Source organism: Paenalicyclobacillus ferrooxydans (assembly GCF_001399675.1).
GTDB classification, from domain to species: Bacteria; Bacillota; Bacilli; order Alicyclobacillales; family Alicyclobacillaceae; genus Alicyclobacillus_B; species Alicyclobacillus_B ferrooxydans.
This window is the reverse complement of record NZ_LJCO01000033.1, coordinates 89,536-114,016: the sequence shown is the minus strand read 5'-3', so window position 1 is coordinate 114,016 and position 24,481 is coordinate 89,536. Positions and strand designations below refer to the sequence as shown.

The 24,481-nt window shown below is 54.4% G+C and carries 17 protein-coding genes; 7 read left to right on the top strand and 10 right to left on the bottom strand.

Features of this window, described 5'->3' with window-relative positions:
- Positions 1 to 82 precede the first annotated feature (82 nt).
- The 5 genes from AN477_RS07315 to AN477_RS07295 form a co-directional block, all read right to left on the bottom strand.
- Positions 83 to 478 carry a VOC family protein gene (locus AN477_RS07315; RefSeq protein WP_054968510.1) on the bottom strand — a complete coding sequence of 132 codons (396 nt, stop codon included), beginning with the start codon at positions 476 to 478 and terminating at the stop codon, positions 83 to 85.
- 714 nt (positions 479 to 1,192) lie between these two features.
- Complete coding sequence (locus AN477_RS07310; protein ID WP_157061856.1) at positions 1,193 to 2,755, bottom strand: acyl-CoA carboxylase subunit beta; 1,563 nt, start codon at positions 2,753 to 2,755, stop codon at positions 1,193 to 1,195.
- 123 nt (positions 2,756 to 2,878) lie between these two features.
- Positions 2,879 to 4,705 (bottom strand): class I adenylate-forming enzyme family protein, encoded by a 1,827-nt coding sequence (locus tag AN477_RS07305; RefSeq protein ID WP_054968509.1) that lies wholly within the window; start codon positions 4,703 to 4,705, stop codon positions 2,879 to 2,881.
- A 205-nt stretch (positions 4,706 to 4,910) separates the two neighbouring features.
- Complete coding sequence (locus tag AN477_RS07300) at positions 4,911 to 5,474, bottom strand: TetR/AcrR family transcriptional regulator (RefSeq protein WP_054968508.1); 564 nt, start codon at positions 5,472 to 5,474, stop codon at positions 4,911 to 4,913.
- A gap of 335 nt (positions 5,475 to 5,809) precedes the next feature.
- The gene (locus AN477_RS07295; protein ID WP_054968507.1) at positions 5,810 to 7,453 is read right to left on the bottom strand and encodes a long-chain-fatty-acid--CoA ligase; all 1,644 of its coding nucleotides are present in this window, start codon (positions 7,451 to 7,453) and stop codon (positions 5,810 to 5,812) included.
- Between the two features lie 1,228 nt (positions 7,454 to 8,681).
- Here AN477_RS07295 and AN477_RS07290 point away from each other — a divergent pair.
- The 6 genes from AN477_RS07290 to AN477_RS07270 all read left to right on the top strand — a co-directional run bounded on the left by AN477_RS07290 (position 8,682) and on the right by AN477_RS07270 (position 16,312).
- The gene (locus AN477_RS07290; protein ID WP_054968581.1) at positions 8,682 to 10,397 is read left to right on the top strand and encodes a long-chain fatty acid--CoA ligase; all 1,716 of its coding nucleotides are present in this window, start codon (positions 8,682 to 8,684) and stop codon (positions 10,395 to 10,397) included.
- 1 nt (position 10,398) lies between these two features.
- Positions 10,399 to 10,548 (top strand): hypothetical protein, encoded by a 150-nt coding sequence (locus AN477_RS24340; RefSeq protein WP_157061855.1) that lies wholly within the window; start codon positions 10,399 to 10,401, stop codon positions 10,546 to 10,548.
- A 45-nt stretch (positions 10,549 to 10,593) separates the two neighbouring features.
- Positions 10,594 to 11,574, top strand: coding sequence for a phosphotriesterase family protein (locus AN477_RS07285; RefSeq protein ID WP_054968506.1), 981 nt, complete (start codon positions 10,594 to 10,596; stop codon positions 11,572 to 11,574).
- 258 nt (positions 11,575 to 11,832) lie between these two features.
- Positions 11,833 to 12,993 (top strand): glycosyltransferase family protein, encoded by a 1,161-nt coding sequence (locus AN477_RS07280; protein WP_054968505.1) that lies wholly within the window; start codon positions 11,833 to 11,835, stop codon positions 12,991 to 12,993.
- A gap of 549 nt (positions 12,994 to 13,542) precedes the next feature.
- Positions 13,543 to 15,846, top strand: a complete 2,304-nt coding sequence (locus AN477_RS07275) for a peptidoglycan D,D-transpeptidase FtsI family protein (protein WP_245631750.1) — start codon at positions 13,543 to 13,545, stop codon at positions 15,844 to 15,846.
- A 292-nt stretch (positions 15,847 to 16,138) separates the two neighbouring features.
- Positions 16,139 to 16,312, top strand: coding sequence for a hypothetical protein (locus tag AN477_RS07270; protein WP_157061854.1), 174 nt, complete (start codon positions 16,139 to 16,141; stop codon positions 16,310 to 16,312).
- On the opposite strand, the gene AN477_RS07265 is transcribed toward AN477_RS07270, so the two are convergent.
- The 4 genes from AN477_RS07265 to AN477_RS07250 form a co-directional block, all read right to left on the bottom strand.
- Complete coding sequence (locus AN477_RS07265) at positions 16,309 to 16,860, bottom strand: glycerol-3-phosphate responsive antiterminator (protein ID WP_245631749.1); 552 nt, start codon at positions 16,858 to 16,860, stop codon at positions 16,309 to 16,311. The genes AN477_RS07270 and AN477_RS07265 overlap by 4 nt on opposite strands.
- A gap of 231 nt (positions 16,861 to 17,091) precedes the next feature.
- Positions 17,092 to 18,867, bottom strand: coding sequence for a glycerol-3-phosphate dehydrogenase/oxidase (locus tag AN477_RS07260; protein WP_054968502.1), 1,776 nt, complete (start codon positions 18,865 to 18,867; stop codon positions 17,092 to 17,094).
- A gap of 129 nt (positions 18,868 to 18,996) precedes the next feature.
- The gene (locus AN477_RS07255; RefSeq protein ID WP_054968501.1) at positions 18,997 to 20,178 is read right to left on the bottom strand and encodes an N-acetylglucosamine kinase; all 1,182 of its coding nucleotides are present in this window, start codon (positions 20,176 to 20,178) and stop codon (positions 18,997 to 18,999) included.
- 54 nt (positions 20,179 to 20,232) lie between these two features.
- Positions 20,233 to 21,609, bottom strand: coding sequence for a 6-phospho-beta-glucosidase (locus AN477_RS07250; protein WP_083486046.1), 1,377 nt, complete (start codon positions 21,607 to 21,609; stop codon positions 20,233 to 20,235).
- 293 nt (positions 21,610 to 21,902) lie between these two features.
- Here AN477_RS07250 and AN477_RS07245 point away from each other — a divergent pair, with 293 nt between their 5' ends.
- A complete protein-coding gene (locus tag AN477_RS07245) occupies positions 21,903 to 23,579 on the top strand; it encodes an acyl-CoA synthetase (RefSeq protein ID WP_054968500.1) in 1,677 nt (558 codons plus the stop codon).
- A 99-nt stretch (positions 23,580 to 23,678) separates the two neighbouring features.
- On the opposite strand, the gene AN477_RS07240 is transcribed toward AN477_RS07245, so the two are convergent.
- The gene (locus AN477_RS07240) at positions 23,679 to 24,248 is read right to left on the bottom strand and encodes a hypothetical protein (protein ID WP_054968499.1); all 570 of its coding nucleotides are present in this window, start codon (positions 24,246 to 24,248) and stop codon (positions 23,679 to 23,681) included.
- Positions 24,249 to 24,481 lie beyond the last annotated feature (233 nt).

Below are 24,481 nucleotides of genomic sequence, written 5' to 3'. Positions count from 1 at the left end.
GCCGAGCGGCCGCCTTCCTTATTATTCTGCATCTTGTTAGACAATGGCGAGTCGTGGCCTTGTAGCAGTGGCCTGGTAGTTGTTAGGCCTCCGTAGAGATCTGCCAACGTACGCCATACGAATCCTCCAACCTCCCGAATACTGCACCCCAAAACATCTGCTCAAGCGGCATAACGACCCGCCCACCTTGAGCCAGTTTCTCAAAAGCGGATCGGGCTTCCTCTTCCGTCTTAAACTCGAGTGTCAGATCCAAGCCATGTCCGCGATGAACTGCTTTCTCCCCGTTATCGGCCATATAGATGGTCGCATCTCCGACCTTCAACACAAGGTGCATGACCCTGTCTTTCTCAGCCTCATTTGCTCCGGGCATGTCTGCGAACGTCCGGATATCGACTACTTCTCCGCCAAGAGCGTCTGCATAAAGGGCTGCCTGCTCCCTGGCATTGTCGCTGAATATGTAAGGTGAAAGTTTTGGCAAGTGAATTCGCTCCTTTACTTGTATAAACCCAACAGGCACAGCGTATCTCAGGTTTGTTATTCGTACAAGTTGATCACTGGGTTCATGAGCTGCCCCACGGCAGTTCGGCAGCTCAACCCACAGCGGAACTCAGTTCCGCTAACACACCAGCGACGGCCCGCAGCTCAACCCACAGCGGAACTCAGTTCCGCTAACACACCAGCGACGGCCCGCAGCTCAACCCACAGCGGAACTCAGTTCCGCTAACACACCAGTGACGGTCGGCGGCTCAACCCACAGCGGAACTCAGTTCCGCTAACACACCAGCGACGGCCCACAGCTCAACCCACAGCGGAACTCAGTTCCGCTAACACCCCATCGACGGCCCGCAGCTCAACCCACAGCGGAACTCAGTTCCGCTAACACAACTCGGGAGGCTGCCCAAGAGCGACCCCGTCGCTCATAAATACAAAAACGGCTCCATCACAAGCCCGTAAGTTAATCAGCGAAAGCCAATCCGAGCTACATTGTGATGAGCCGTTGATATACAGGACAGCCATGACATTTCGAGATTAAACCTGATTCCCGGTCTAAATCTAACACAGCGGATGCCTCATTGAATCAACCATCCTGCCGGCGCTTACTCCCCCGGCCTTCCCCTGCACGTCGGTTAATCCCCTTCGCCTTAACCGGCGCTTAACCCACAGGTCTTACCCATCCATGGGCCACCTGATCTTAATACCCCGTCGGCCAGTTCGCCAGCAGACGCTGACTCTTGCCCCCGTTCTTACGGCAAGCCAACTCCATCGTGCGGTGGAGGAATTTGCGCGTTTCACGCGGGTCTATCACGTCGTCCAACAAGTGCTTTGCGGCCGCCTGATACGGTGAGCTGTCGAACTCCCACTCGGTGAGCAGCTTCTGCCGCTCCCCCACAGGGTTGTCAGACTTCGCAAGTTGTCGGCCATAGACCACGTTTACACCCACCTCGGCGCCTGTGAACGAGATCTCCGCCGTCGGCCATGCCACGATGAAGTCCGCCCCCATATTTGGCCCGCACATATTGCTGTAGGCCGCACCGATGCTCTTTCGGATGACAACCGACACCTTCGGCACCGATGACCACGCGACAGCCTGGTTCCACACCATGATCTTCGAGGCCATGCGATCGGCCTCAGCGGATCGGCCGACTCGAAAACCGGGCACATCGTGTAAAAAGACGAGCGGAATATGATAGGAGTCGCAGAAGGCGATGAACGAGATGGCCTTGTCTGCCTCGTCTGGTCCGTACGATCCGCCCCGTATCATCGGCTGACTCGCCACGACACCGACAACGCGGCCGCCGAGCCGGGCTAGCCCTGTCAACAGTGCGCCCCCAAAGTCTGGCTTCAGCTCGAAGAAAGACCCCTCATCGAAGATGACCCGAATGACCTTGCGCATATCGTACGCCCGGGTGCGCCGCGTCGGGACGAGGTCGAGGAGGGTATCGAGGTTGCGATCAATCGGATCGTCCGAGTCCATAACCGGCGGCGTCTCACCACTGTGGAGCGGCAGATACGAGAACAGCTTGCGCATCGCATCGAGCGCCCCCGCCTCGTCCTCCGCCACACGGTGCGTCTGGCCCGTCTGCTTCGCGTGGATCTCCCAGCCGCCAAGTTCCTCGGGGGTGACCTTTTCACCCGTCGCAATCTCCAGCATCCGCGGACCGGCGACGGCCATACACGTCCCCTTCACCTGCACGACGAAATCCGACTGAATCGCGTACCAGGTCGGCCCGCCAAAACTGTCGCCTATAATGCTCGAGATAAGTGGCACCTCACGCCCGTGCCTCAGCAAGCCGTAGGGCATCATGCGCTCGCTGATACCATCGGATCCCATCCCGTCCGGCATCCGCAGCCCGCCGCCTTCGCCGATGTGGAAGATGGGAAGCCCGCGGTCCACGGCAAACTTGTGCAGTGCCGCGCCCTTTCGGATGTAGACGGTGCCCTCCGTGCCGGCAAGCACGTGGCGATCCGGTGCCATCACCACGACAGGCCTGCCATCTATCTCTGCCAGCCCTGCAACCAGTCCGTCCGCGGGGCTCCTTTCTGCCATTCCCGGAACATCCGAGTGGTTCAGGGCACCGAGCTCGAGGAAGGACCCTTTGTCCACCAAGTAGTCGATCCGCTCTCTCGCCGTCCACCGTTCTGTCGCTGCCGACCAGCGCGGGCCGCCCGCCCCTTCAGTGTCACGTCGTTTGATGTCTGACATACTTCGATGTTTCTCTTTCCGTCGATTCAAATCATCGATGAGTTCCTGCACGATAGGACTCCTTCCAGCGGTAGCCAATTTAGTCCATTTACTCGCTTACCATCAACCTTCGCGGCCTCTGTCGTTGACGCTTACTCGTGTGCCAACAACCTTTGCGACCCCCGTCCTTGGCGCTTACTCGTGTGCCAGCATCCGGCGTAAAACCTTGCCGGTGCTAGAGGTTGGCAAGGCTTCGATAAACTCGACAAACCTTGGCACTTTGTATGAAGCCATGTGGCTCTTAGCCCAGTCAATAATGTCCGCAGGAGTGATGTTGTCCTCACCAGCAGCAGTGCCATCCTGCGCGGGCCCCTGCATAGAAGGCTTCCGGACAATAAAAGCCTTCACAACCTCTCCGCGTTTTGGATCCGGTACACCAATCACCGCCACCTGAGCGACGCTCGGGTGTGCCATCAACAAGGCTTCCACGTCTTCCGGAAAGACGCTGAATCCAGAGACCTTAATCATCTCCTTGATCCTGCCAAGGAACGTGAGGTACCCATGATCATCCAAACGTCCGACATCTCCGGTTTTGACCCAGCCATTTTCGAGGGTTCGCTGTGTTGCCTCAGGATTCCGCCAATAGCCTTGAAAGACACCAGGACCGCGAACGAATACCTCACCCTGTTCTCCGCGTGGGAGGTCTCGGTGAGTATCGGGATCGACAATACGAATCTCAGTTTGGTAGACAGGGATGCCCTGCGTCCCCCACTTGATGGCCTCTGCTGGCATGAAGGTGTCTGCTGTATGAGTCTCACTGAGCCCATACGCTGCTTCGTAGATCGCACATTCACCCGTGAATTCAGTCCACTGTTCGGCGATCTCCGGCGTGAGTTGAATGCCAAAACTGGTGCAGAGATTGGTGCGAAGGTGGGAAAGGTTGTAGACAGCCTCCGTCTCCTTGGCGCTCGCCATCACGGCCACATTCATTGGGGTTGTGCTGTACCACCAGGTCGCTCGGCTGCGAGAGAGAGCTTCGAGGATGGCTTTCGGGTCAAAGCGGTACATCAAAATCACTGTGCACCCGGTATAAATGGGAACATTCAGCCCCATCAACATGCCAGCAATGTGACTGAGCGGCATCACGGACAAAACCCGATCATCCTGCTTCACCCCGTTGGCAAGCCCCGACGCCACCGTCTTAAACAATGCATTGCGGTAGCTGAGCATGGCACCCTTTGGTCGCCCCGTTGTGCCCGACGTGTACACAAGCAGGCAAGTATCATCTAGGGAAACCTGCTCCGGCTCCACACGCGTACCAGGTGGGACATCGTTGATGGCTGTGAACATGTCGATCACGCTCGCCAACCTGCCAGATGACCTGAAGTCCAGGTCCAGGTCGATGGCGCTCTGCCTCCTGTCGATCACGCTCGGGTCCGTGTCTGGAGTTGTGGTGTCTAACTCCTGAATCTTGAAGGTTGTCATGACTTCTGGTGGCTTAGCCTCGCTATCCGTGGCATTTGCACGCGGTACCAACAGCTCGTCCGGGACTGTCCAGGCTGGATCACTCGGTAAGAGGGTGCCGTAGTGGGTGAGTACAACGTGATCGAGCGAAACAGAATCGCCCGCTTCCTGCACCACGGGGTATAGGCTTTCTGCAGTGACGAGCACCTTTGCGTCTAAGTCGGAGACTTGATAGCTGAGTTCCATGGCTTTATAGGCTGGACTGACTGGACTGACGATGGCACCAATGAGTTGGGCCGCATAATGTGCAACGTAGTACTGAGGACAGTTGTGGAGGAAGAGCGCAACCCTGTCTCCCGGAGTGACGCCAAGCCGTTTCAAGACGATTGCAAATCGGTTGACCCAATCTGCGAGCTGACCAAAAGAGGTCACGGCACCATACCAGATAATTGCAGTTTTCTCCGGTTGCTCCGCGGCGTGTTTCAGCAAAACCTCGTGCAAAGGTCGTTCACCGTTCCGATAAGTTAGTTCTTGTGGCCTGTCCACGATTGGCAGCATACGATCCACCTCCAATAAACTGCATGTGACCGATAAGGCATACAATCTGTGACGCTAGACGCAAGGGAGATGTCGAAGACTGGTTCGGTTTCTGACTCCGCCGTTCTCGAACTTGAGTTACCTGTTGCCTGACGAGTCGACACTCGATTCAACTGTCAGGTCCGTCAACTCCTGCTGTTTGATTGGGGCTTCAATCGTCGGTTCATCAGCGCTCGATCCCTTGCAGTACCATCTCCACGAAGATCCGTGCCACTTCCTTATCAGGCACTTCTCCCTCCGGGTGAAACCACTGGTAGCTCCAATTCGTGATCCCAAGAATCCCAAACGCAGCGATGCTAGGGTTCAAATCTTCACGAAACTCTCCATTCTCAATTCCACGGCGCAGAAGTTCCTCAATATTCAGTCTAAATTGGGTGCGCTTTGGAATGACGGTGTTCATCCGCTCCTCATTCAGATGCCGCATCTCGCGGAAGAAAACTCGCGCACTTGCCCCTTGTCGTTCGATAGAATGCAGCAACATGTACACGACGTCGTACAGTTTTGTTTTGGAGTTTCGTGTCGGATCGGTCAGGATCCTCTCCTGCTGAGCGAGAATGTCCTCGATATACGACAGGTGAATGTCAAGCAGCAGCTCTTCCTTGCTGGTGAAATAATAGTAAAAGGTCCCTTTACTCACACCAAGCGCATCGCAGATGTCTTGTACGGACGTTTCCGAGAATCCCTTTTTCTCAAACAACTGAATGCTGGCTTCCGTGATTTTGTCCTTCATGGATACATCCTCTCATATAAAAAGGTAAGCGGACCCGAGGTCCGCTTTACCATACCCTCGTGCGTCGAGACATCGTGACCTTCTTCACAGCCCCGCAATCTTCACATTCCATCTCTCTTCACATTCCATCTCTCTTCACATTCCATCTCTCTTCACATTCCATCTCTCTTCACATTCCATCTCTCTTCACATTCCATCTCTCTTCACATTCCATCTCTCTTCACATTCCATCTCTCTTCACATTCCATCTCTCTTCACATTCAAGCTCACAGTCCGGCCTCCTTGACAGCCCAGCCCTCATGACAACTGCCTTGGGTTGCCTGCTTTGCTCCGACTTATGCCTTCCCTTCACCTTGTGATCCTGCGGCTGCTTCAGCCTCAGTCTCGCGCAGTGTACGACGGAGAACTTTGCCCACATTTGTTTTTGGCAGCTCGGTACGAAACTCAATTAACTTTGGCACTTTATATGGGGCCATATTGGCTTTACAGTAGGCGGACATCTCTTCTTCCGTGCAGGATGCACCGTCTTTCAAAACGATGAACGCCTTCACAGTTTCACCGCGGTACGGATCGGCAACGCCAACCACCGCAGCTTCCTTGACAGCGGGATGTTCGTAAATGACCTCTTCGATTTCACGCGGATACACGTTGTACCCACTCGCAATAATGAGGTCTTTTTTACGATCCATGATGTATAAATATCCGTCCTCGTCCATCTTCGCAATGTCACCAGTGTATAGCCAGCCGTCGCGCAGCGTCTTAGCGGTCTCCTCCGGCATGTTCCAATACCCTTTCATCACCTGAGGTCCGCGAACGACGAGCTCGCCGAGTTCACCAACTGGCATCTCGTGTTCCCCTGTCTCTGTGTCGACGATCTTGTACTCAGTAGAAGGAAATCCCACGCCCACGCTGCCGGGTTTACGTTCTGTAAAGGGCGGGTTGCAGTGCGTTGTCGGTGATGCTTCCGACAAGCCGTACCCTTCGAGAATCTTGGCACCAGTCTTTCGCTCAAACTCGCGCAGCAACTCGACTGGCATCGGCGCACTGCCGCTGTTGCAGGTTCGAATGCTGTTCACACCGTACGACTCAACACCAGGATAATTCGTCAATGCCACGTACATCGTAGGCACACCGGGAAACGTCGTCGGTTTCTCACGCTGAATGGTTTCAAGGACCTCCTTGATGTCAAACCGGGGCAAGAGGACCAAGGATGATCCGGTGTAGAGAGTCAGGTTCATACAGGACGTCATGCCAAATACATGGAACAGAGGGATAACAGTCAAACACCGATCCTGCCCCGGCCTAAACTCATCCTTGAAGAACTCATAGCTCTGGATCACGTTCGCCAAGAGGTTGCGGTGCGTGAGCATTGCGCCTTTGGAGCGCCCCGTGGTTCCGCCCGTGTATTGGAGAATGGCAAGGTCTTCAGCGGGATCGACAGATACAGGAGTCACCGGAACCGTCTTTCCCTGCTCCAGAAACTCCTCAAAGGTCACGTCCGGCGCGAATGAAACACCTGACGGCTGCAGAGAGACCACCACGACTGTGCTAACATCTGATTCTGACTCAACCGCTTTCACGCGTGGGTAAACAGCGTCCAGCGCAACAATGGCCTTGGCACCAGAGTCCTGCAGGATGTGCGCCAGCTCGCGCTCCACCAACATCGGGTTCACTTGTGTGACAACCGCGCCAGCAGTTAAGATCCCGTAGTAGCTGATCACAAAATGAGGGCTGTTCGGAAGCATGATGGCAACCCTGTCACCCTTCTGAATCCCAGCTTGTTGCAACCGAGACGCGAATAAACTTACCGCATCCGCCAACTGTTTATATGTCGTCTTTTGGCCGTAGAAGCTCATTGCTTCAGCATCAGGGTGCTTCCTTACGGACTCCGCCAGCATTTGTGGTAAGGACCAATCCGGAATATCTACGTCTCTTGATATAGATTCCGGGTAGTTTTGAAAGCCGTAGTTCACTTTCACTCTATCTGCCTCCCTGAATATACTGGATTGTCACACTGTTATGCCCATGCCGATCCCGCTTGGTTCTCCCGTCCGGTTCCATGTCCGCACGCGACTCACTTCACGCGACTCGGTTATTGTCGATCCGGCCCGAAAGCGCTTGCATCAGTCGCTCGTATACTGACCGGTTGGTATGTTGCTGTAAGTATACATCCACCGCATGTACGGTCGCAACACTATATTATTCTTAGCACCGTCGAGGAGAGACAAGATTGGTGCCTGTCCGCAGGGAGGAGATACAAGTTTGTTGCTTGTCTGCAGGGTATGTAGCGACACAGCAAGGGATCACCAGAGATGCGGAACCGTTCCAAGGTTCCACCATCGTCTCCGGACTTAAATAACGTACTTGATATATGGAAAGCCCCACCGTACGGTGGGGCTAACCGAATAGCTTTGAGCTCTGGCAAAACTCTACCATTGAACCTACCATTGAACCTACCATTGAACCTTCCGTTTAACCTATCATGAAGCCTCCATGAAGCCTCCTCATGGCCCCAGCGCACGAAGAGTCCATATTTCCCTTCTTCACGTGGCAGCGCACTATTTGTTTCCTAGCACCGAAGACGCCCCATGGAACGCCCGCCGTATAGCGGAAGGGTTTTCCCTTAACCTCGAAATTCACCGATTCTGCTTCGCATTAACGTCCAGAGTTTCCCCTATAGCAAGATTTCTCCCCAGAATTCCAGTCTGATTTTGCTACAGCGGAAACTCTTTCCCTTGTCTTTAAAGCCGACCTACATGTAGGCCGAATAGCATACATTTTTTCCCCTGTCGTCTGAGAACCCTCCTGTGGCAGCGCCCTCGTGTGGCAACGCCCGCCATGGCAGCAAATGTGAATCGACCACTCCTACCGCCCTACCGCCCTACCGCCCTACCGCCCTACCGCCCTACCGCCCTACCGCCCTACCGCCCTACCGCCCTACCGCCGACCGCCAGCCGCCAGCCGCGTAGAGCAGTGTGGTGAAACTATCTCCGAGGGAAAGATTCTTGAATCTGGTAACACAGTCATAATATTCGAAACAAATGATATAATCTGTTTGATAGGGTTTGACACTGTGTCACACTGCTGCCTAATCACCGTACATCCGTTTGTTCATGTCATGGGTATCAGATCCAGTTCAGTATCAGATCCAGTTCAGTCCCAGATGTGCATGCAGTTCCCATGCAATGCAGAGAGGAGCAGATGGAATTGTTGACCGAACACTACAAGTTCTGGCCGAAACGGGTGTCTCACAATCTTACCGTGCCAGAAACCACGCTGTACAACAACTTAGCAGTCAGCGCCGCACGTTATCCAGACAAGACAGCCATTTACTACTATGGGCAACGCATCAGCTACCGCCAACTCTACCAGCAGTCGGAACATCTTGCAGGTTACCTGCAGCACAAAGCCGGGGTTCAGAAGGGCGATCGAGTCCTTTTATACCTCCAAAACTCTCCTCAGTTTGTGATTGGATTTCATGCCATTTTGCGATCCGATGCCGTTGTCCTCCCCGTCAATCCGATGAACCTGACCGACGAGCTGAAGCACTACATCGAAGACAGCGGTGCCAGGGTCGCGATTGTAGGCCAAGAGTTGTATGACCGGATCGCCACTCTTACAGGTGAAACCGAGTTGTCTACTGTCATCGTTGCCACCTATTCCGACTACCTGCCAGTTCAAAAGAGTGAGGGTGCTGACAACGCAGGCGACATCGCGGTCTACATGAAAACGCTTCCGGAGTTCATCCGCGCACCCCGACGCAAACTCGACGACAGCTTTGCCGTCGCCTGGAGCAATGCACTCGATGCAGCTCTCGAGGCGGCACCATCGCAGACCGGCCCGTCCGATCTCGCTGTCATGCCCTACACCTCCGGTACGACCGGCGCGCCAAAAGGGTGCATGCACACCAACCGTACGGTTCAGGCAAACACCGTCGGTGCCTGCAACTGGGTCGGGCTCTCTGCAGATGGCGTCATCCTCACGGTTCTACCCTTGTTTCATGTAACCGGCATGGTGCACAGCATGCTCGCCCCCATTTTTGGCGGGAGCCAGATGGTGCTGATGACGCGCTGGGACAGGGACATGGCTGGCGAACTGATTCAACGCACAAGGTGCACAGGTTGGACGAACATCTCAACCATGGTTGTTGACTTCCTGATGAACCCGAAGGTCGACCAGTACGATATCTCCTCGCTGCAGACCATTGGTGGCGGCGGTGCAACCTTGCCCGAAGCTGTCGGAGAGCAGTTGTTCCAGCGCACCGGGATCCGCTACATGGAAGGCTACGGCCTCTCGGAGACCATTTCGCAGACCCACTTTAACCCGCCCGACGCGCCAAAGCTGCAGTGCATGGGCATTCCGTCATTCGACGTCGACGCCCGCATCCTTGATACGGAAACCGGAGCCGAACTTGGTCCGAACCAGGAAGGCGAGCTCGTCGTGAACGGACCGCAAGTGTTCGTCGGTTACTGGAACCGGCCGGCGGATGATGCGAAGTCGTTTATCGAGATCGGCGGGAAACGGTTCTTCCGCACAGGCGATCTCGCTCGTTACGACGAAGACGGCTACTTCTTCATGGTCGACCGGGTGAAGCGGATGATCAACGCGGCCGGCTTTAAGGTATGGCCAAGCGAGGTCGAGACCATCCTCTACAAGCACCCGGCTGTCGGCCAGGCGTGCGTGATTGGTGTGCCGGATCTCAGGCGCGGTGAGACAGTGAAGGCGTACATCATCCCGAAAGCGGATCGGCGGGACGATGTCACTGCGGAGGAGATCATCAGTTGGGCTCGTGAGCAGATGGCCGCATACAAGGTGCCGCGGGTCGTCCAGTTTGTCGACAGCCTGCCGATGTCCGGCAGCGGCAAGATTTTGTGGCGAAAGTTACAAGAAGACGAGGCGGCGGCAGCGACGCCAGGGGCGTGAGTTGGAGTCACTTACACACCTGAGTGACGATTTGAAGCTGCAGTTTGGCGTTGCGGTTTGGCGTTGCGGTTTGGCGTTGCGGTTTGGCGTTGCAGTTTGGCGTTGCAGTTTGGCGTTGCAATTCGGTGCCAGGAAGCCGGACACACACTGAGTCGCGATTTGAAGTCATGCATTCACATTCCAGGAGGCGGAACACATGACAAATATGGTCAACACAGTTACAGGCCCGGTACCTGCCAGCGATCTCGGCAAGACCCTCATGCACGAACACTTCGTCTTCGGTTACCCGGGATACCAAGGTGACGTGACTCTTGGTGCGTTTGATCACGAGGAAGCCCTGAACATCGGGATCGGCGTTGCAGAACGACTGCTCGCACACGGCGTCAAGACAGTGGTCGATCCGACCCCAAACGACTGCGGACGTAACCCTGAACTCCTGCGCGAGATTTCTGAGCGGACGGGGCTGCAGATTATCTGCGCGACTGGCTACTATTACGAAGGCGAGGGTGCCCCCGCGTACTTTAAGCTGCGCGCAGGGTTCGGTGACATCGGCGAAGAAGTCTACGAGATGTTTATGACTGAGATCACGCGCGGGATCGCAAAGACAGGGATCAAACCAGGCGTCATCAAGCTCGGGTCAAGCAGGGGTGTCATCACGGACTACGAGCAGGTGTTCTTCCGAGCCGCCGCCCGTGCGCAGAAGGAGACCGGCATCACCATCGTGACACATACCCAGGATGGGACGATGGGACCGGATCAGGCGGACCTCTTGATTAGTGAGGGCGGCAATCCGGATAGAATCGTGATCGGCCATATGGATGGGAACACCGATGTCGCCTATCACCACGAAACCCTGAAGCGTGGTGTGACAATTGGCTTTGACCGATTTGGTCTGCAGATCGTCAACAACTGCCCCATGGACTACCTGCGCGAGACGGTGCTGATTGGTCTGATTGGCATTGGGTACGGGCACAAAGTCGTGCTCTCGCATGACTCTGTCAACTGCTGGTGCGGCCGGCCCTTTAAGATGAGCGAGCAGGCGGCAGCCTTGCTCTCCACATGGAACCCGACGCACATTTTCGACGACGTCCTGCCGGTGCTCGAGAAGGCTGGCATCACCGAGGCGCAGCTTCGCCAGATCTTCGAGGAGAACCCGAGGTCCGTGTTTGGCGGCTGATCCACTCGGGTGCAGGACGTCGTCTTCTGTATTGATCACGCCCAACCGGCATGGTTATTTTTTACAAATAACCATGCCTAATCTCACTTCCAGTTCTTCTGCTCAACAAATGTAGGCTGAATCGTAAGGCACAGCAATGAAAAGCATGGGTCACTCCCTGCTTTTCTATTTTTTCATTCGTCAATTTATATCCCATGGCATCGATTTTGGTGAATTCGATAAACTGAACCCAGTTTTAGAAGATGGGAGATAAAATCGGTGCCACAAGTTGTTGCTGTATTAAAAGACTATATAAGTCGATACGATGTACTGAATCGATTCAGTGATGAAATCGGTCAAGTCCTTGTGGACATGGGGTACGATGTTTTAGAAATCTCTGTTGCAGAACCATCGGCTTGTTTGCAAGAACTGCGCCAAGTCTTATCTCAAAAAGATGTTCTATTTGTGTTCTCAATGAGCGGAGTCACGCTCAATTTCCCTCAAATTTATCCTGTTTTTGATGAATTTAAAGTTCCTATTTGGGCCTTCTATGTCGATCATCCGATGTACCAGGAGGAGCGTTTGAACGTTCCTATTCGTTACCATATCGCTTCATTTATTGCGGAGGAACATCTGGATTACTTTCGTTCCCAAGTCTCCGCCGACACATATGCCTGTGTTGTTCCACATGGTGCCATTCGAACGCAGAGGCAAAATACTCCTTTTGAAAGACGTCCCATTGAGGTCCTCGTAGCGGGTACTTATAGTGATTACAATTTAATGAGGCAAAACCTTAAACAGTTACCTCAAAATGTCCAAGTACTAATGAACTTGGTCATGGAACAGATGATTCAGTCTGATAGCCTTCCGTTGTTTCAAGCATTTGAGGACATCACGAAGAGCATGGGTATTGCCATTAAGGAGTTTGAGCACACCTTTATTCGACAATCGATGCTTTATATGGATAAATTACTCCGAGGGTTGTTGCGAGAACGAATTCTTTCGTCAATTACCGATGTGCCTATCCATGTGTTTGGCGAGGGCTGGGAGAATGCTTCTTTGCCCGCGAACGTGGTTCGACTTCCGTCTGTGCCTTACGAAAAAATTGTGTCTTTAATGCGACAAACGAAGATCGTTCTAGACATTCATCCATACATTCAAGGCGCACATGAACGAACGTTCCAGGCAATGCACGAAGGTGCCGCGATCTTGACAGTTGACACCCCGTACACACGCAACAACTTCCGAAATGCAATCTCTGCCTTCCGACCACGTGAAGGAATGGTCAACCATCAGATTTCTAGTTTGTTAGCGAATCCCTCATTGTTGGAACAAAGAGCGAACATGGGAGAGGCAATCGTTCAAAACGGCCATATGTGGTCTCATCGCGTACAGCTGATGATTGAACACGTCAAACGCTTTCTAGATTCGGTCGAGTAATATCGGGGGATTGTAGAAATAAGTAAACACCTCCTTTTGATGAAGTTTATTCTGAATTGACCAGCAATAGAAGGCTTCACCATTTTGTGAGGCTTTCTAGCTCCGATCTCCAAAACGTCCACACCCTTACCTCAGCGCGGCCTCCGCGCGCATAAAGTCGGTTAGAGTCGCCTGGAAGGGGAGCTCGGGTCGGTTAAGATGCCAAGATAGCTTAAGTCCCACCTCTGTCACCCTCCTTCTACCGACAATGTTAAAATTATCATAGCAAATCTGTGAACATAGCATGAGCGAACACACCGAAATGAGAGTACAATAGTCACTGACAGCAAGTGCAGTTCCACATGACTTCATAGTGTCATTACATCTTCATATCTCCCTGACAAATCATCGACTATCCCGCCATATTATAGAGATGGACACATGTGGGATTCGCCTTATCGCGATCGGCCACATCCATAGCTTTCAATGAAAATTTGCGCTCGCTGGGAAATTTGCAGCTACGTGAACGATTAGCATGCAAGCAGAAGTTTGCAGCAAGGAGAATCAAGGATGCCGAAATGGGGAAAAGGCCGTCTTCAGCGGACAAAAAAGGATAACGACTGGAGCGGATCGAAACGAAGCAACAAATCTCGCCGAAACAGCAGATTTTCAGATAAAGACCTCGACGACAATCTCCAGAGATTCAACCGGATTCGCACCGAGGTAAATCAGCAACTGCAAATTGGCATGAACAGTGTTCGAGCTGGAATGGAAGACTTTCAGGCCAGACGCGGACGCAGGCACGAGCGGATCACGCGGCAAAAACCGAAGCGCGGTCACAAAGCACGTGTCAACGTGATCTACGGGCTCGTGTTTCTCTCGTTTACCTCCTTGATTTTCCGAATGGCTTACTTGCAGATTGTGAAAGGACCGCAATTCCGTACACAGGCGTCGACGACCATCACCAATACGGTTCCTGTACTGCCTCCGCGAGGGCGTATTTTTGACTCAAATGGGACACTACTAGCCTATGATCAACCCGTATACAGTCTTGTGCTCATGCAAAGCAACACAAACATGCAACAACTACAGGCAACGGCTGACATCCTTGCCCCAGTGTTCAACGTAACTTCGGCAAGCATCATGGCCAACATTAACACGCAAAAACAGTATGCCGTCATTAAGCTGTTTAAGAATATCAATGAAAGCCAGGTCGCCTTCGTCACAGAGCATCAAAGTGAGTTGCCAGGCGTGACAGTCGAACTCGATTCCGAACGGATTTATCCATATGGTGCACTCGCAGGACACGTCCTCGGGTACGTCGGTCCTATTACAACGCAGACCATGAGCTATTACGTGAATCAACTGGGTTACCTGCGTAATCAGCAGGTCGGTGAAACCGGGATCGAAAATGAATATAACAACCTTCTTGAGGGCAGCGTCGGGCAACAGGACATCATTTTCGACAAGGCCGGCAATATGCCGCAATCCGTCGTGATGAACCCTGCCCCTGCGGCGGGAGACAACTTGCAGCTGACCGTCGACGGTCACCTCCAAGCTGTTACCCAGGAGGATTTGGTGAGCTTCATTAACAAATCACCGTACCAGAGCACCATCAATGATGCTGCTGCCGTGATGCTGAATGTAAACACAGGCGCTGTACTATCACTGGTCAGTTATCCGTATCTCGATCCGAACTGGTACACAGTTCCTGGCAAGCTTGGCAAACATGCGACTTACTTGGCTACATCCGGAGCACAGCAGAACAACGCCATTCAAAACCCGAACTATCCTGGTTCAACCGTCAAGCCCGCGAACCTCATTACCGGACTTGAATATGGCGCTATCACGCCGCAAACTGCCTATACCGTACCATATCAAATCTATATTGCTGGAGCGATCAAGCACGACGATATGCCCCATGGGTTTGTCAACGATGCTCTCGCCGTTACAGTGTCATCCGACGTATTCTTTTACAACGTGGGGCTGGATTTGGCAAAGTGGTTCGGGGCTTCACCATCCTCTGGTGGTGCACCAGCGGGCGGTGTATCTTTGCAGACGTGGAGAGATACTGACTTTGCAAAGGGTCTGACTGAACTGTTTAACGGTGAGTGGCGGTTCGGTCTTGGACAGTTGACGGGGATTGACCTCCCAGGCGAACAACAGGGCAACTTCTTCGTGATGGATGCCAATCAAAACTACGCTGCTGTTCCATTCAATTTGGCTGCTGCGAAGAAGTCGATTCAGAAGACCGGGCAGTACACCAACTACAGTACCCCTGTCTCCATCGCCTTGTCTGCCATCGGTCAGGAGCAGCAATTTACGCCGATCGAACTCGCTCAGTATGTATCGACCATCGCGAATGGTGGGAAACGGATCCAACCACACCTGTTGCAAGCGGTGTATCCACCTGGTCTGGTGAACCAGATTGGCAACTCGCAGAAACCAAGCAAACAGGTGAAGCCGAAAGTGCAAGCCAATTTGAACCTGAATCCAACTTATCTTTCAATTGCGCAGCAAGGTATGTGGGGGGTCTGTAACAATCCGCTAGGCACAGCGTACGCAGATTTTCAAGGGGCACCCTATCAGGCTGCAGGCAAAACAGGAACGGCTGATATCTACTTAAACGGCGTACACATGACAAACTCTGTTTTCATTGCGTATGCACCGTTTAAGAACCCGCAGGTCGCAGTTGCAGTCATGATCCCCGGTGGTGGTTATGGTGCCGAGTCTGCGGCGGCGATTGCGCGGAACATGATCGATACGTATTTTAAAGAACACCACGAGTTTTACCCAAAGAGTCAGTGGGAATCGACCACCATTCCGGCAAACTGGTTGACGTCCCAAGCCAACACGGCATTTACAGCGAAGTAGTACTAGACGGTACAGGCACTGGGCGAGACGTGCAATCATTCATAGTGAAAAGCCGTATGGCGTGCCCGATGGGCACGCCTATTAAACGAGAAGCCATCTGCCAAACTTCCTTGTACCACCTGATTTTTTTGCATGGGATATCTCAACACAAGGCGGTTGGCGTTACCCCAATGAGGAGTGGGAACGTAAAAGCAAATGAAACTACAGAACCGGGAACTCGAACGGAGAAGGACACAATCACGGTATTGGTTTGATGATGGCACAGCATCACCCATCGTCGAAAAGATGCAACATGCAACAACATGGCATGACCGTTGGACAACCAATTGTCATGCAGTTTGTCATGCAGTTTGTCATGCAGTTTGTAATGCAGTTTGTAATGCAGTTTGTAATGCAGTTTGTAATGCAGTTTGTAATGCAGCTTGGAACTGCTATTTGGAGCGTTACTCCAATGACAGCCTGCTAGCGCCCATAATTCCACAAGTCACTGTCTGAACTCGTCACGCCGACTGCGCCTGCATCCAATGCCCGATCGACATCCTCCACCGTCCGAATAAATCCCCCGGCCAGAACAGGAATCTTCGTGTTTGCAACAACCTCACGAATAACGTCCGTCAATACGCCAGGCAATACCTCGATGCAATCCGGATGCACGGACTGGACAACACGGTAGCTTGTCTCGAGAGATTGACTATCGAGCAGAAAAATCCGCTGTACTGCAATCAACTCCCGCTTTTTCGCAGTTGCCACAACCTGCGCATGCGTTGAGATGAGCCCTGCCGGTCGAACTTCCTGACATAGAAACTGTGCACCGTGTTCATCCGGCCGAAGGCCTTGAATCAGATCGGCGTGCATCAGTACTTTGACACCATGTTGCTTGGCCAGATTGGCAACGAATTTGGCCTGGGAAAGATGCAGTTGCAGCATCACGACGTACTCGGCTCCGGTTCTCATCAAACGTTCGAAATCCTTGATACTTCGAGCTGCGGGGATTACCTTTTGGTTGAATTGCACCATCTTTCCCTCCCCTTTCGTATACGCCCTTTATTACGATTGTACCTCGTTTTAGCCATCCGTTCGCTTTTTACTCTGTGTTGTGTTGCTCTTTGCCGCTCTTTGTTGCTCTTTGTCCCTCCTTATCTATCCCTCCTTATGGCCCCTTATCTATCCCTCCTTGTCGCCCCTTCTCGCTCTTTATGTCCCCTTGTCACTTGGCCAAGGGCCTTCAAACCGCAGAAGCCCCACTCACTCACTCTCAATCACCTCGGTGGCTTCCACGATGTGCTCCTCCAACTCGTGTTGCATCTTACGAGTCACTTCTTCAGACCAGCCGTAGAACTTAGCCATGCAGCGGATGACAGGTACCTTCCATTGGTGCACCCAAGCGATATCGAAGAACATGGCTGCCGTCCGGCGGATGAAGAAGTCGGAAGGCGTCACAACCATCTCGTGGTTTATCCCATAGACTAAAGCCGCATAAACCTCCTTCGATAGTTCACCGCAGGCCTCGTCTTCTGAGGCCGGGCGTTCACTGACCGTGCCTTCACAATCCTGGTCTACACTGACCTGGTCTTCTGGTGCCTCGTCTTCACAATCCTGGGCTTCTGAGGCTGCGCCGTCACCCGCACGCATCAGGACCTCCCACACCTCAGGCACGTTGGTGCCGTAGCGCTCCGCTAACTTTCTGGCCTCGTCACGCGTGAGTCCAAGCGACACGCCAACCTCAACCTGCTGGGTCAGGTAGTCAGCCATGTTTTGCGATCCGCCGAACTTCCCCCCAGACAACTCAATCTTCTCGGTTTGACATCGGCCAAAGTCCACTCCAGTCTCCTCGGCCAATTGCCTCGCGGCCATGGAAACGACCTTGTCTGCCATCACCCGGTATCCTGTCAGTTTGCCGCCGGCAATCGTCAACAGCCCACTCGGTGACACAAACACCTCGTCGCGGCGGGAGATCTCCGACGGCCCCTTGCCCTGCTCGTGAATCAGCGGGCGCACCCCTGCCCAGAACGACTCCACGTCATCCCCGGTCAGGGCCACCGACGGAAACATTGTGTTCACACAATCGATGAGATAATCGCGATCCGCTTTCGTGGTCCTCGGGGACCGCACATCCCCGTGAAAGTTGGTGTCTGTGGTTCCCACATAGGTCTTCCCTGCCCGCGGGATGGCGAACACCATGCGGCCATCCGGCACGTCGTAGTAGACGGGATTGCGAAGTGGGAATCGCGATGCGTCCACAACAATATGAACCCCTTTGGTCAAGTGCATTGTCTTTTCGTTTTTCGATCCGTCCTGCTCCCGCAGCTCGTCCACCCACGGCCCAGTTGCGTTTATCACCTTGAGGGCGTGGACGTCGTAGTGGGTGTCCGTAACGAGATCGTGCATGCGTGCCCCAATCACCTTACCCGCCGGGTCGTACAGGAGCTGCTCCGCTTTCGTGTAATTGACCGCAGTAGCACCTCTCGCGACCGCTTCCTTCATGATTTCGAGCGTCAGTCGCGCGTCGTCCGTCCGGTACTCTACATAGTACCCGGCTCCCTTCAAGTCGTCGCTCCGCAGCAGCGGCTCTTTCTCGAGAGCCTCCGTGCGACTCAGCATCTTACGTCGCTCCTCATGACGGACCTCCGCCAACCTGTCGTACACATACAACCCGACGGCACTCATGAACATGCCGTAAGTGCCTCTTTTGATAATCGGCAGGAGCATCCACAAAGGGGTGGTCACATGCGGTGCGTTTTCGTAGACAATCGCGCGTTCGCGGCCGACTTCGGCAACGAGATCGATATCAAATTGTTTCAGATAGCGAAGCCCGCCGTGGACGAGCTTCGTCGATCGGCTCGAGGTCCCCGCCGCAAAGTCCTGCATCTCGACGAGTCCAGGCTTCATCCTGCGGCTCACCGCGTCGAGAAGAATCCCAGCCCCTGTGACGCCACCGCCAATCACGAGCAGATCGAGCGTTTGCGATTGCAGCCGTTCCGACATTGCAGCACGTTGTCCTACGGAAAATTCCTCGGTCATACCCGGTTCCCTCCTCACGATCAAAACAAAAAACCACAAGAACCCGACCTCTATCGGGAATCTTGTGGTTTCTCCAACACTCAACGCACGAGTTGAATATTAACTTGGAAAGTTTTATCTGACTCCAAGTTATACGATGTAACCTTCGCTGTCAACAATCTGAGGAGCCCGAAAACCTGCATCATCGCACGCTAGCAACAGTGCCCCGTGAACGGGAGGTACATCTGGAATCTGCAGTGAATAGTTCCATCCATGTGACTTCAGTACGTCCTCTATCCCGCCGATCACCAGCGGATGACGCCCCTTTTGGAGGACGCTGCCGATAAGAACGAGATCGAACGGCGACGGCAACATGGATGAGTGCACGGCAGCATCCATTGATTCGTGCGACGATGCCGCCCCGACCTCCGATGACATCTGCGGCGACGCTGACGTCTGCGATGACAATGCCGTCTGGGCGTGCGACGATGCCGCCCCGACGTGCGGTGACGTCTGCGGTGACGTCTGCGATGACGTCTGCGATGACGTCTGCGATGACGTCCCGGCTCCAGACTTTGCCCGAATCGGCCGCTCCGTGAGGCGCGTCGCCACAGAGTGCGCTGCCAACCCGAGCTCATGTCCAAGGCGAGACAACACCGATAGAGCCACCGGATCGCCCATCTTGGCTGCGTCGTGGAGCACGAGGGTGAGGTCGAAAGGAACGTCGTCGCGAACGTGATCAAGACAATCGTTGTACATCGTCTCCACGTCCTGGTAGCCAAGAAACTCGGGAACCATCCGTGTTAAGACGGACGGCGGTTCGCGGTGTTCCCACGATCGGACTGCCATCCGAAACGTCTCCCTCGCCAAGTCAAAGCCGCCGCCCCAATCGCCGTAGAGATACCCAAACCCGCCTGTCATGAGCTCGTCGCCCTGGAGGTTCCGTCCGGCAGCGCTCGTGCCGGACCCACAGATAAGCACGACCCCTGTGTTGGACGGGCTGCCGCTGCGCAGGCCAATCATCGTGTCTCCTACGACGCGCCACGATGAAAGCGGCAATGTCTCGATGGCGGGGAGGATAATCGACATATCGTATGGCCGATCCGCTCCCGCCAGCCCAAACACCGCGTGATGGATGTCGCTCGGTTGCAGTCCAGCCCGGACCAGTGCGCTGTTGATGGCGCCGTGGATATTGACCAGCGCTGCCTCCATGCCGCAGATCTGGTGGTTGCTGCCACCGGATCGGCCGGCTCCAAGGACTTGTCCTTGCTCATTGATCACGGCAGCGGTCGTCTTGCTTCCGCCTCCGTCGACGCCTAAAAAGTAACGCACTAGGTCCGTCTCTCCTTTGAAGTAGGGTTGTTGGGACCTCGGGGCCGTCCCCGCTCACCGAAACTGCGGCAGGTAGGCCTCGTTTTCCGCGAGGATATCATGCAGCAGCTGCTTGGCTGCCGCCACCGACGGCACGAGTGGATGAACCGTGAGTGCCTCGAGGGCCGCGGCCCTGTCACCGTGTACCGCTGCCTCGACAGCGAGGCTCTCATAGGCCTTCACCACCTGCAGCAGCCCGCGCGAACTTGCGGCAAGGGGGACCGTCGGTGGGAGCGGGATCGCCCCGTCGCGGCCAATCACACAGTTGACCTCCACACTCGCATCCTCAGGCAGATACGGCAGAGTTTTGCCGTTACGCACATTCACCGTCTGAATGTCCTTCGTGTTGTTGTAGATGGAATCCATGAGCCGAACCGCAGCCTCCGAGTAATAGGCCCCGCCCCGCTGCTCGAGCTGTTTTGGTTTGATGGCGAGATTGGGATCGCGATAAAGGTCAAACAGCTCCGCCTCCACCTTTTTCACGACTTCAGCCCGTGTGCCGGTTGTTCGCGCGGCCTCCTGCTCCTCAGCCAACATCTCGTCCGGCATGTAGTAGTAGCGCAGGTAGCCGCACGGAATCGCACCAATCGTCTGCAACAGCTCCGCGTCCCACTGGAGGTCCGGGATGTTCGCCGGGGTCATGCCCTGCTCACTCAGGTACCGGTCTAAAAATTCAGAGGTGATGTCGTCCCCGTCGAGGAAGACACGGGTTGTCCAGTTGAGGTGGTTGATGCCGACCATCTCCGTGTCGATCCGCTCGAGCCCCACCCCAAGCGTGTTCGCGATGTTCATCCGCATGCCAATCGGCAGGTTGCAAAGACCGATGGCTTTCACACCACCGTACTTGATGACTGCCTCCGTCACGAGGCCAGCTGGGTTGGTAAAATTCAGCAACATCGCTTTTGGCGCAAGTTCGCGCATGTCCTGGCAGATATCAAGGATCACGGGCACCGTGCGCAGTGCCTTGGCAAATCCCCCCGCTCCGGTCGTCTCCTGACCAATGCAGTGATAACGTAAAGGGATCCGCTCATCCCTTGCCCTCGCATCAAGCAGACCTACCCGCAGCTGCGTAAGTACAAAGTCTGCCCCCTCGATGGCCTCTCGCCTGTCGAGCGTCTGATGAAGGTCAATCTGCACGCCTGCCTTCTCAATCATCCGCTTGGCCAAGGCCCCGACAACGCTCAGTTTCTCCCGTCCCGCTTCAATGTCGACCAACCACACTTCGCGCACTGGCAGAGTCGCTATATGATAAATGAATCCTTCCATGAGTTCCGGTGTATATGACGATCCGCCGCCGATCACGGCAATTTTCAGTCCACTTCGAGGGCTCCCGGTTGACCCGCTTGGTCCATTCCCGTTTAGTCCATTCCCGCTTGGTCCATTGTCCTGCATGTGACCAGCCTCCTGACGTTGTCTTGCAGATTCCTTCTCCATCATAGCGTCACAAGTCCGAGCTCGCCACAGGTCGATGGCTCGTCACAGGTCGGAGCTCGCTGCAGGTCGCGGGCTCGTCACAGCTCGGAGCTCGCTGCAGGTCGCGGGCTCGTCACAGCTCGTGGGATCCTTGGCAGCCTCATCTTTCAGATGCCTGCCCATCCGAGCAGTTGATTATCGAATTTATCGAACATATCATAAATTCAAGAGATAACGTCAACACGTCATATAGGAATGGGGTTGGCAACGGAATGAAAGATACCTATCAAGACTTCTGGGAGACTACCGCTCAAGACCTAAAAAACCCATCCTATCAAGCGATTCGTGAAGCGTTTCGATGGGATATCCCTGAGTTCTACAATATTGCCGTCGATGCCTGCGACAGGCACGCTGCGAATCCAAATCGTCTCGCTCTCATCTATGATAGAGGCGATGGACATCCGGAAAACTGGACTTTCCGTGACCTGAAGACAAGTTCCAACCGCTTGGCCAATGCCTTGCAAGGTTTGGGCATTCGGTGCGGCGACAGAGTCGCTGTATTTCTCTCCCAGTCCCCGCAGCTTCCGATGACTCACTTTGCCATCTACAAACTCGGGGCGATTGTTGTCCCCTTGTTTACCCTCTTTGGACCCGATGCCGTTGTGCACCGCATGAGCGACAGCCAAGCACGAATTGTCATCACCGACGAGGAACACCTGAATCTCATTCTCGACTGTCAAAGGGAACTCCCCGATTTAGAGCATGTCATCGTGGTTGACGGTCACCATTCTGGCGCACTCAGTTTAGACGACCTGCTCGCTGCCAGTTCCGACACCTTTGAACCCGTTCATACCAAATCGGACGATCCCGCTATCATCATCTACACTTCCGGCACCACCGGCAAGGCGAAGGGTGCGCTCCACGGGCACCGAGTCCTGCTCGGTCACCTGCCCGGCGTCAGCGTGTCGCACAACCTGATGCCAAGGCCGAACGACCTCATTTGGACACCTGCGGACTGGGCATGGATTGGCGGTATGTTTGACGTGCTCTTCCCTGCACTCCACTGGGCGATCCCGATTGTCGCCCACCGCATGCCGAAGTTTGATCCAGAAGCAGCGTTCTACTTGATGGCGCGCCTCAACGTCAGAAACACCTTTCTGCCCCCAACAGCTCTGAAAATGATGCGGCAGATTGAAAAACCGCTCGACCGTTGGCCTTTGCAACTGCGGACTATCGCTTGCGGCGGCGAGTCCTTAGGCGAAGAGACCCTGCGGTGGGCTGAGACCTCACTTGGCATCCACATCAACGAGTTTTACGGACAAACTGAGTGCAACATGGTCGTCAGCAACTGTACCGACGCATTTCCGTCCAAGCCTGGTTCCATGGGAAAGGCGGCCCCTGGGCATGAAGTGGCCATCATCGATGACGACGGCAATGTAGTGCCTTCAGGTACCATGGGCGAGATCGCGGTCAAGAGTCCGAATCCCGTCATGTTTCTCCGCTATTGGAACCAGTCTGCCGCAACGGATCGCAAATTCGTCGGTGACTGGCTGCGCACGGGTGACATGGGCTATATGAATGAGGAAGGTTACATCTATTTTGTCGGACGCGACGACGACATCATCAGCTCAGCCGGGTACCGGATTGGACCGGCAGAGGTCGAGGAATCGCTCGTACAGCATCCCACTGTGCTGATGGCGGCGGTCGTCGGCATCCCGGACGAAACGCGCGGGCAGATTGTGAAGGCGTTTGTGCGGCTGCGGGATGGAGTTGCCGCGGACGATCCGTTGAGACGCGAGCTTCAGCAGTGGGTTCGCCAGAAACTCGGCGCGCACGAATACCCGCGGGAGATTGAATTCGTAGAGTCATTTCCGATGACGCCCTCCGGAAAGATCCAGCGCGCGGTTTTGCGCAAGCGGGAGGCAGAGCGAAAGCAGGCAGGCCAGTAGGCTCGCCTGGGCCTTTCAAATCAGTGAAGAGCCAGCCACTGGTGACTGACGGTGAGGTCAGTCACCAGTGGCTGGCCCCGTCAAAGCGGAACTCGTAAACTACTTATGTTTGCTCACAGCTGTGTGCACGATATCTTTCGCTTCCACGATACTGCTTTCAAGAGCACCAGATACGGTATTGACGGCCGTTTGACTGATCTCCCGGGCTCCATCAAGAACGCCTTTCACAGCTTTCTCAGATACCTGCCCGACATCACCGCCAACCTGCGCCGTTGCTGCGATAGTGCCCCGCACGACGGAAACAGCCGTCTTCCCCAGGTCACCGCCCACTTCGTTTGTGGCTTTAATCGCACCTTTGGCAGCATGTTCGACGGTTGCACCAAGGTCACCACCAACGTCATTGACCCCGTGAATCACACCATGAATGGCATGGCTCACTGCTGTGCCCGCGTCACTCCCCACGCTGACAGCGGTGTGGATTGCAGCTCCTGTAATATCACCTGCTGCCTGGGTCGCCGCCGTGGTTACCTCTGATGTATCGCGCAAGGCAGTGACAACAATTTTCTTGACTGCATCAATGGCAGCAGTACCAACCTCTCCAGCATTCGTAAGCGTTCCGACGAGAGCCCCCGTTACCATAGCACTCAAATTGTGTTTTTTGTTTTCCAAGTAGTAACGCAACTCCTTTCGTATTGTCGTAGCAAACTTTCTCATGAAAAGGTACCTGCCCAGCCAGCGATCTCCCGTTCCGTTAGAACAAACACAGCCAAGGCACCCACAGGATGCGGGTCAAGAACAGATCAACGGTTCTATTGATCTATACTCTCGGTAAGGAGCAAAAAGTCCTGTTGCACTTCGGATGGAATCAGAACCCTGGGTGCTTTGCAGCAGCATCCTCGGGA

Excerpts from the sequence above, each read along its gene's own strand:
- AN477_RS07270 (WP_157061854.1), top strand. The coding sequence starts at position 16,139 with ATGCAACAACATGGCATGACCGTTGGACAACCAATTGTCATGCAGTTT.
- AN477_RS07275 (WP_245631750.1), top strand. The coding sequence starts at position 13,543 with ATGCCGAAATGGGGAAAAGGCCGTCTTCAGCGGACAAAAAAGGATAAC.
- AN477_RS07305 (WP_054968509.1), bottom strand. The coding sequence starts at position 4,705 with ATGCTGCCAATCGTGGACAGGCCACAAGAACTAACTTATCGGAACGGT.
- AN477_RS07300 (WP_054968508.1), bottom strand. The coding sequence starts at position 5,474 with ATGAAGGACAAAATCACGGAAGCCAGCATTCAGTTGTTTGAGAAAAAG.
- AN477_RS07250 (WP_083486046.1), bottom strand. The coding sequence starts at position 21,609 with ATGCAGGACAATGGACCAAGCGGGAATGGACTAAACGGGAATGGACCA.
- AN477_RS07245 (WP_054968500.1), top strand. The coding sequence starts at position 21,903 with ATGAAAGATACCTATCAAGACTTCTGGGAGACTACCGCTCAAGACCTA.
- AN477_RS07260 (WP_054968502.1), bottom strand. The coding sequence starts at position 18,867 with ATGACCGAGGAATTTTCCGTAGGACAACGTGCTGCAATGTCGGAACGG.
- AN477_RS07285 (WP_054968506.1), top strand. The coding sequence starts at position 10,594 with ATGACAAATATGGTCAACACAGTTACAGGCCCGGTACCTGCCAGCGAT.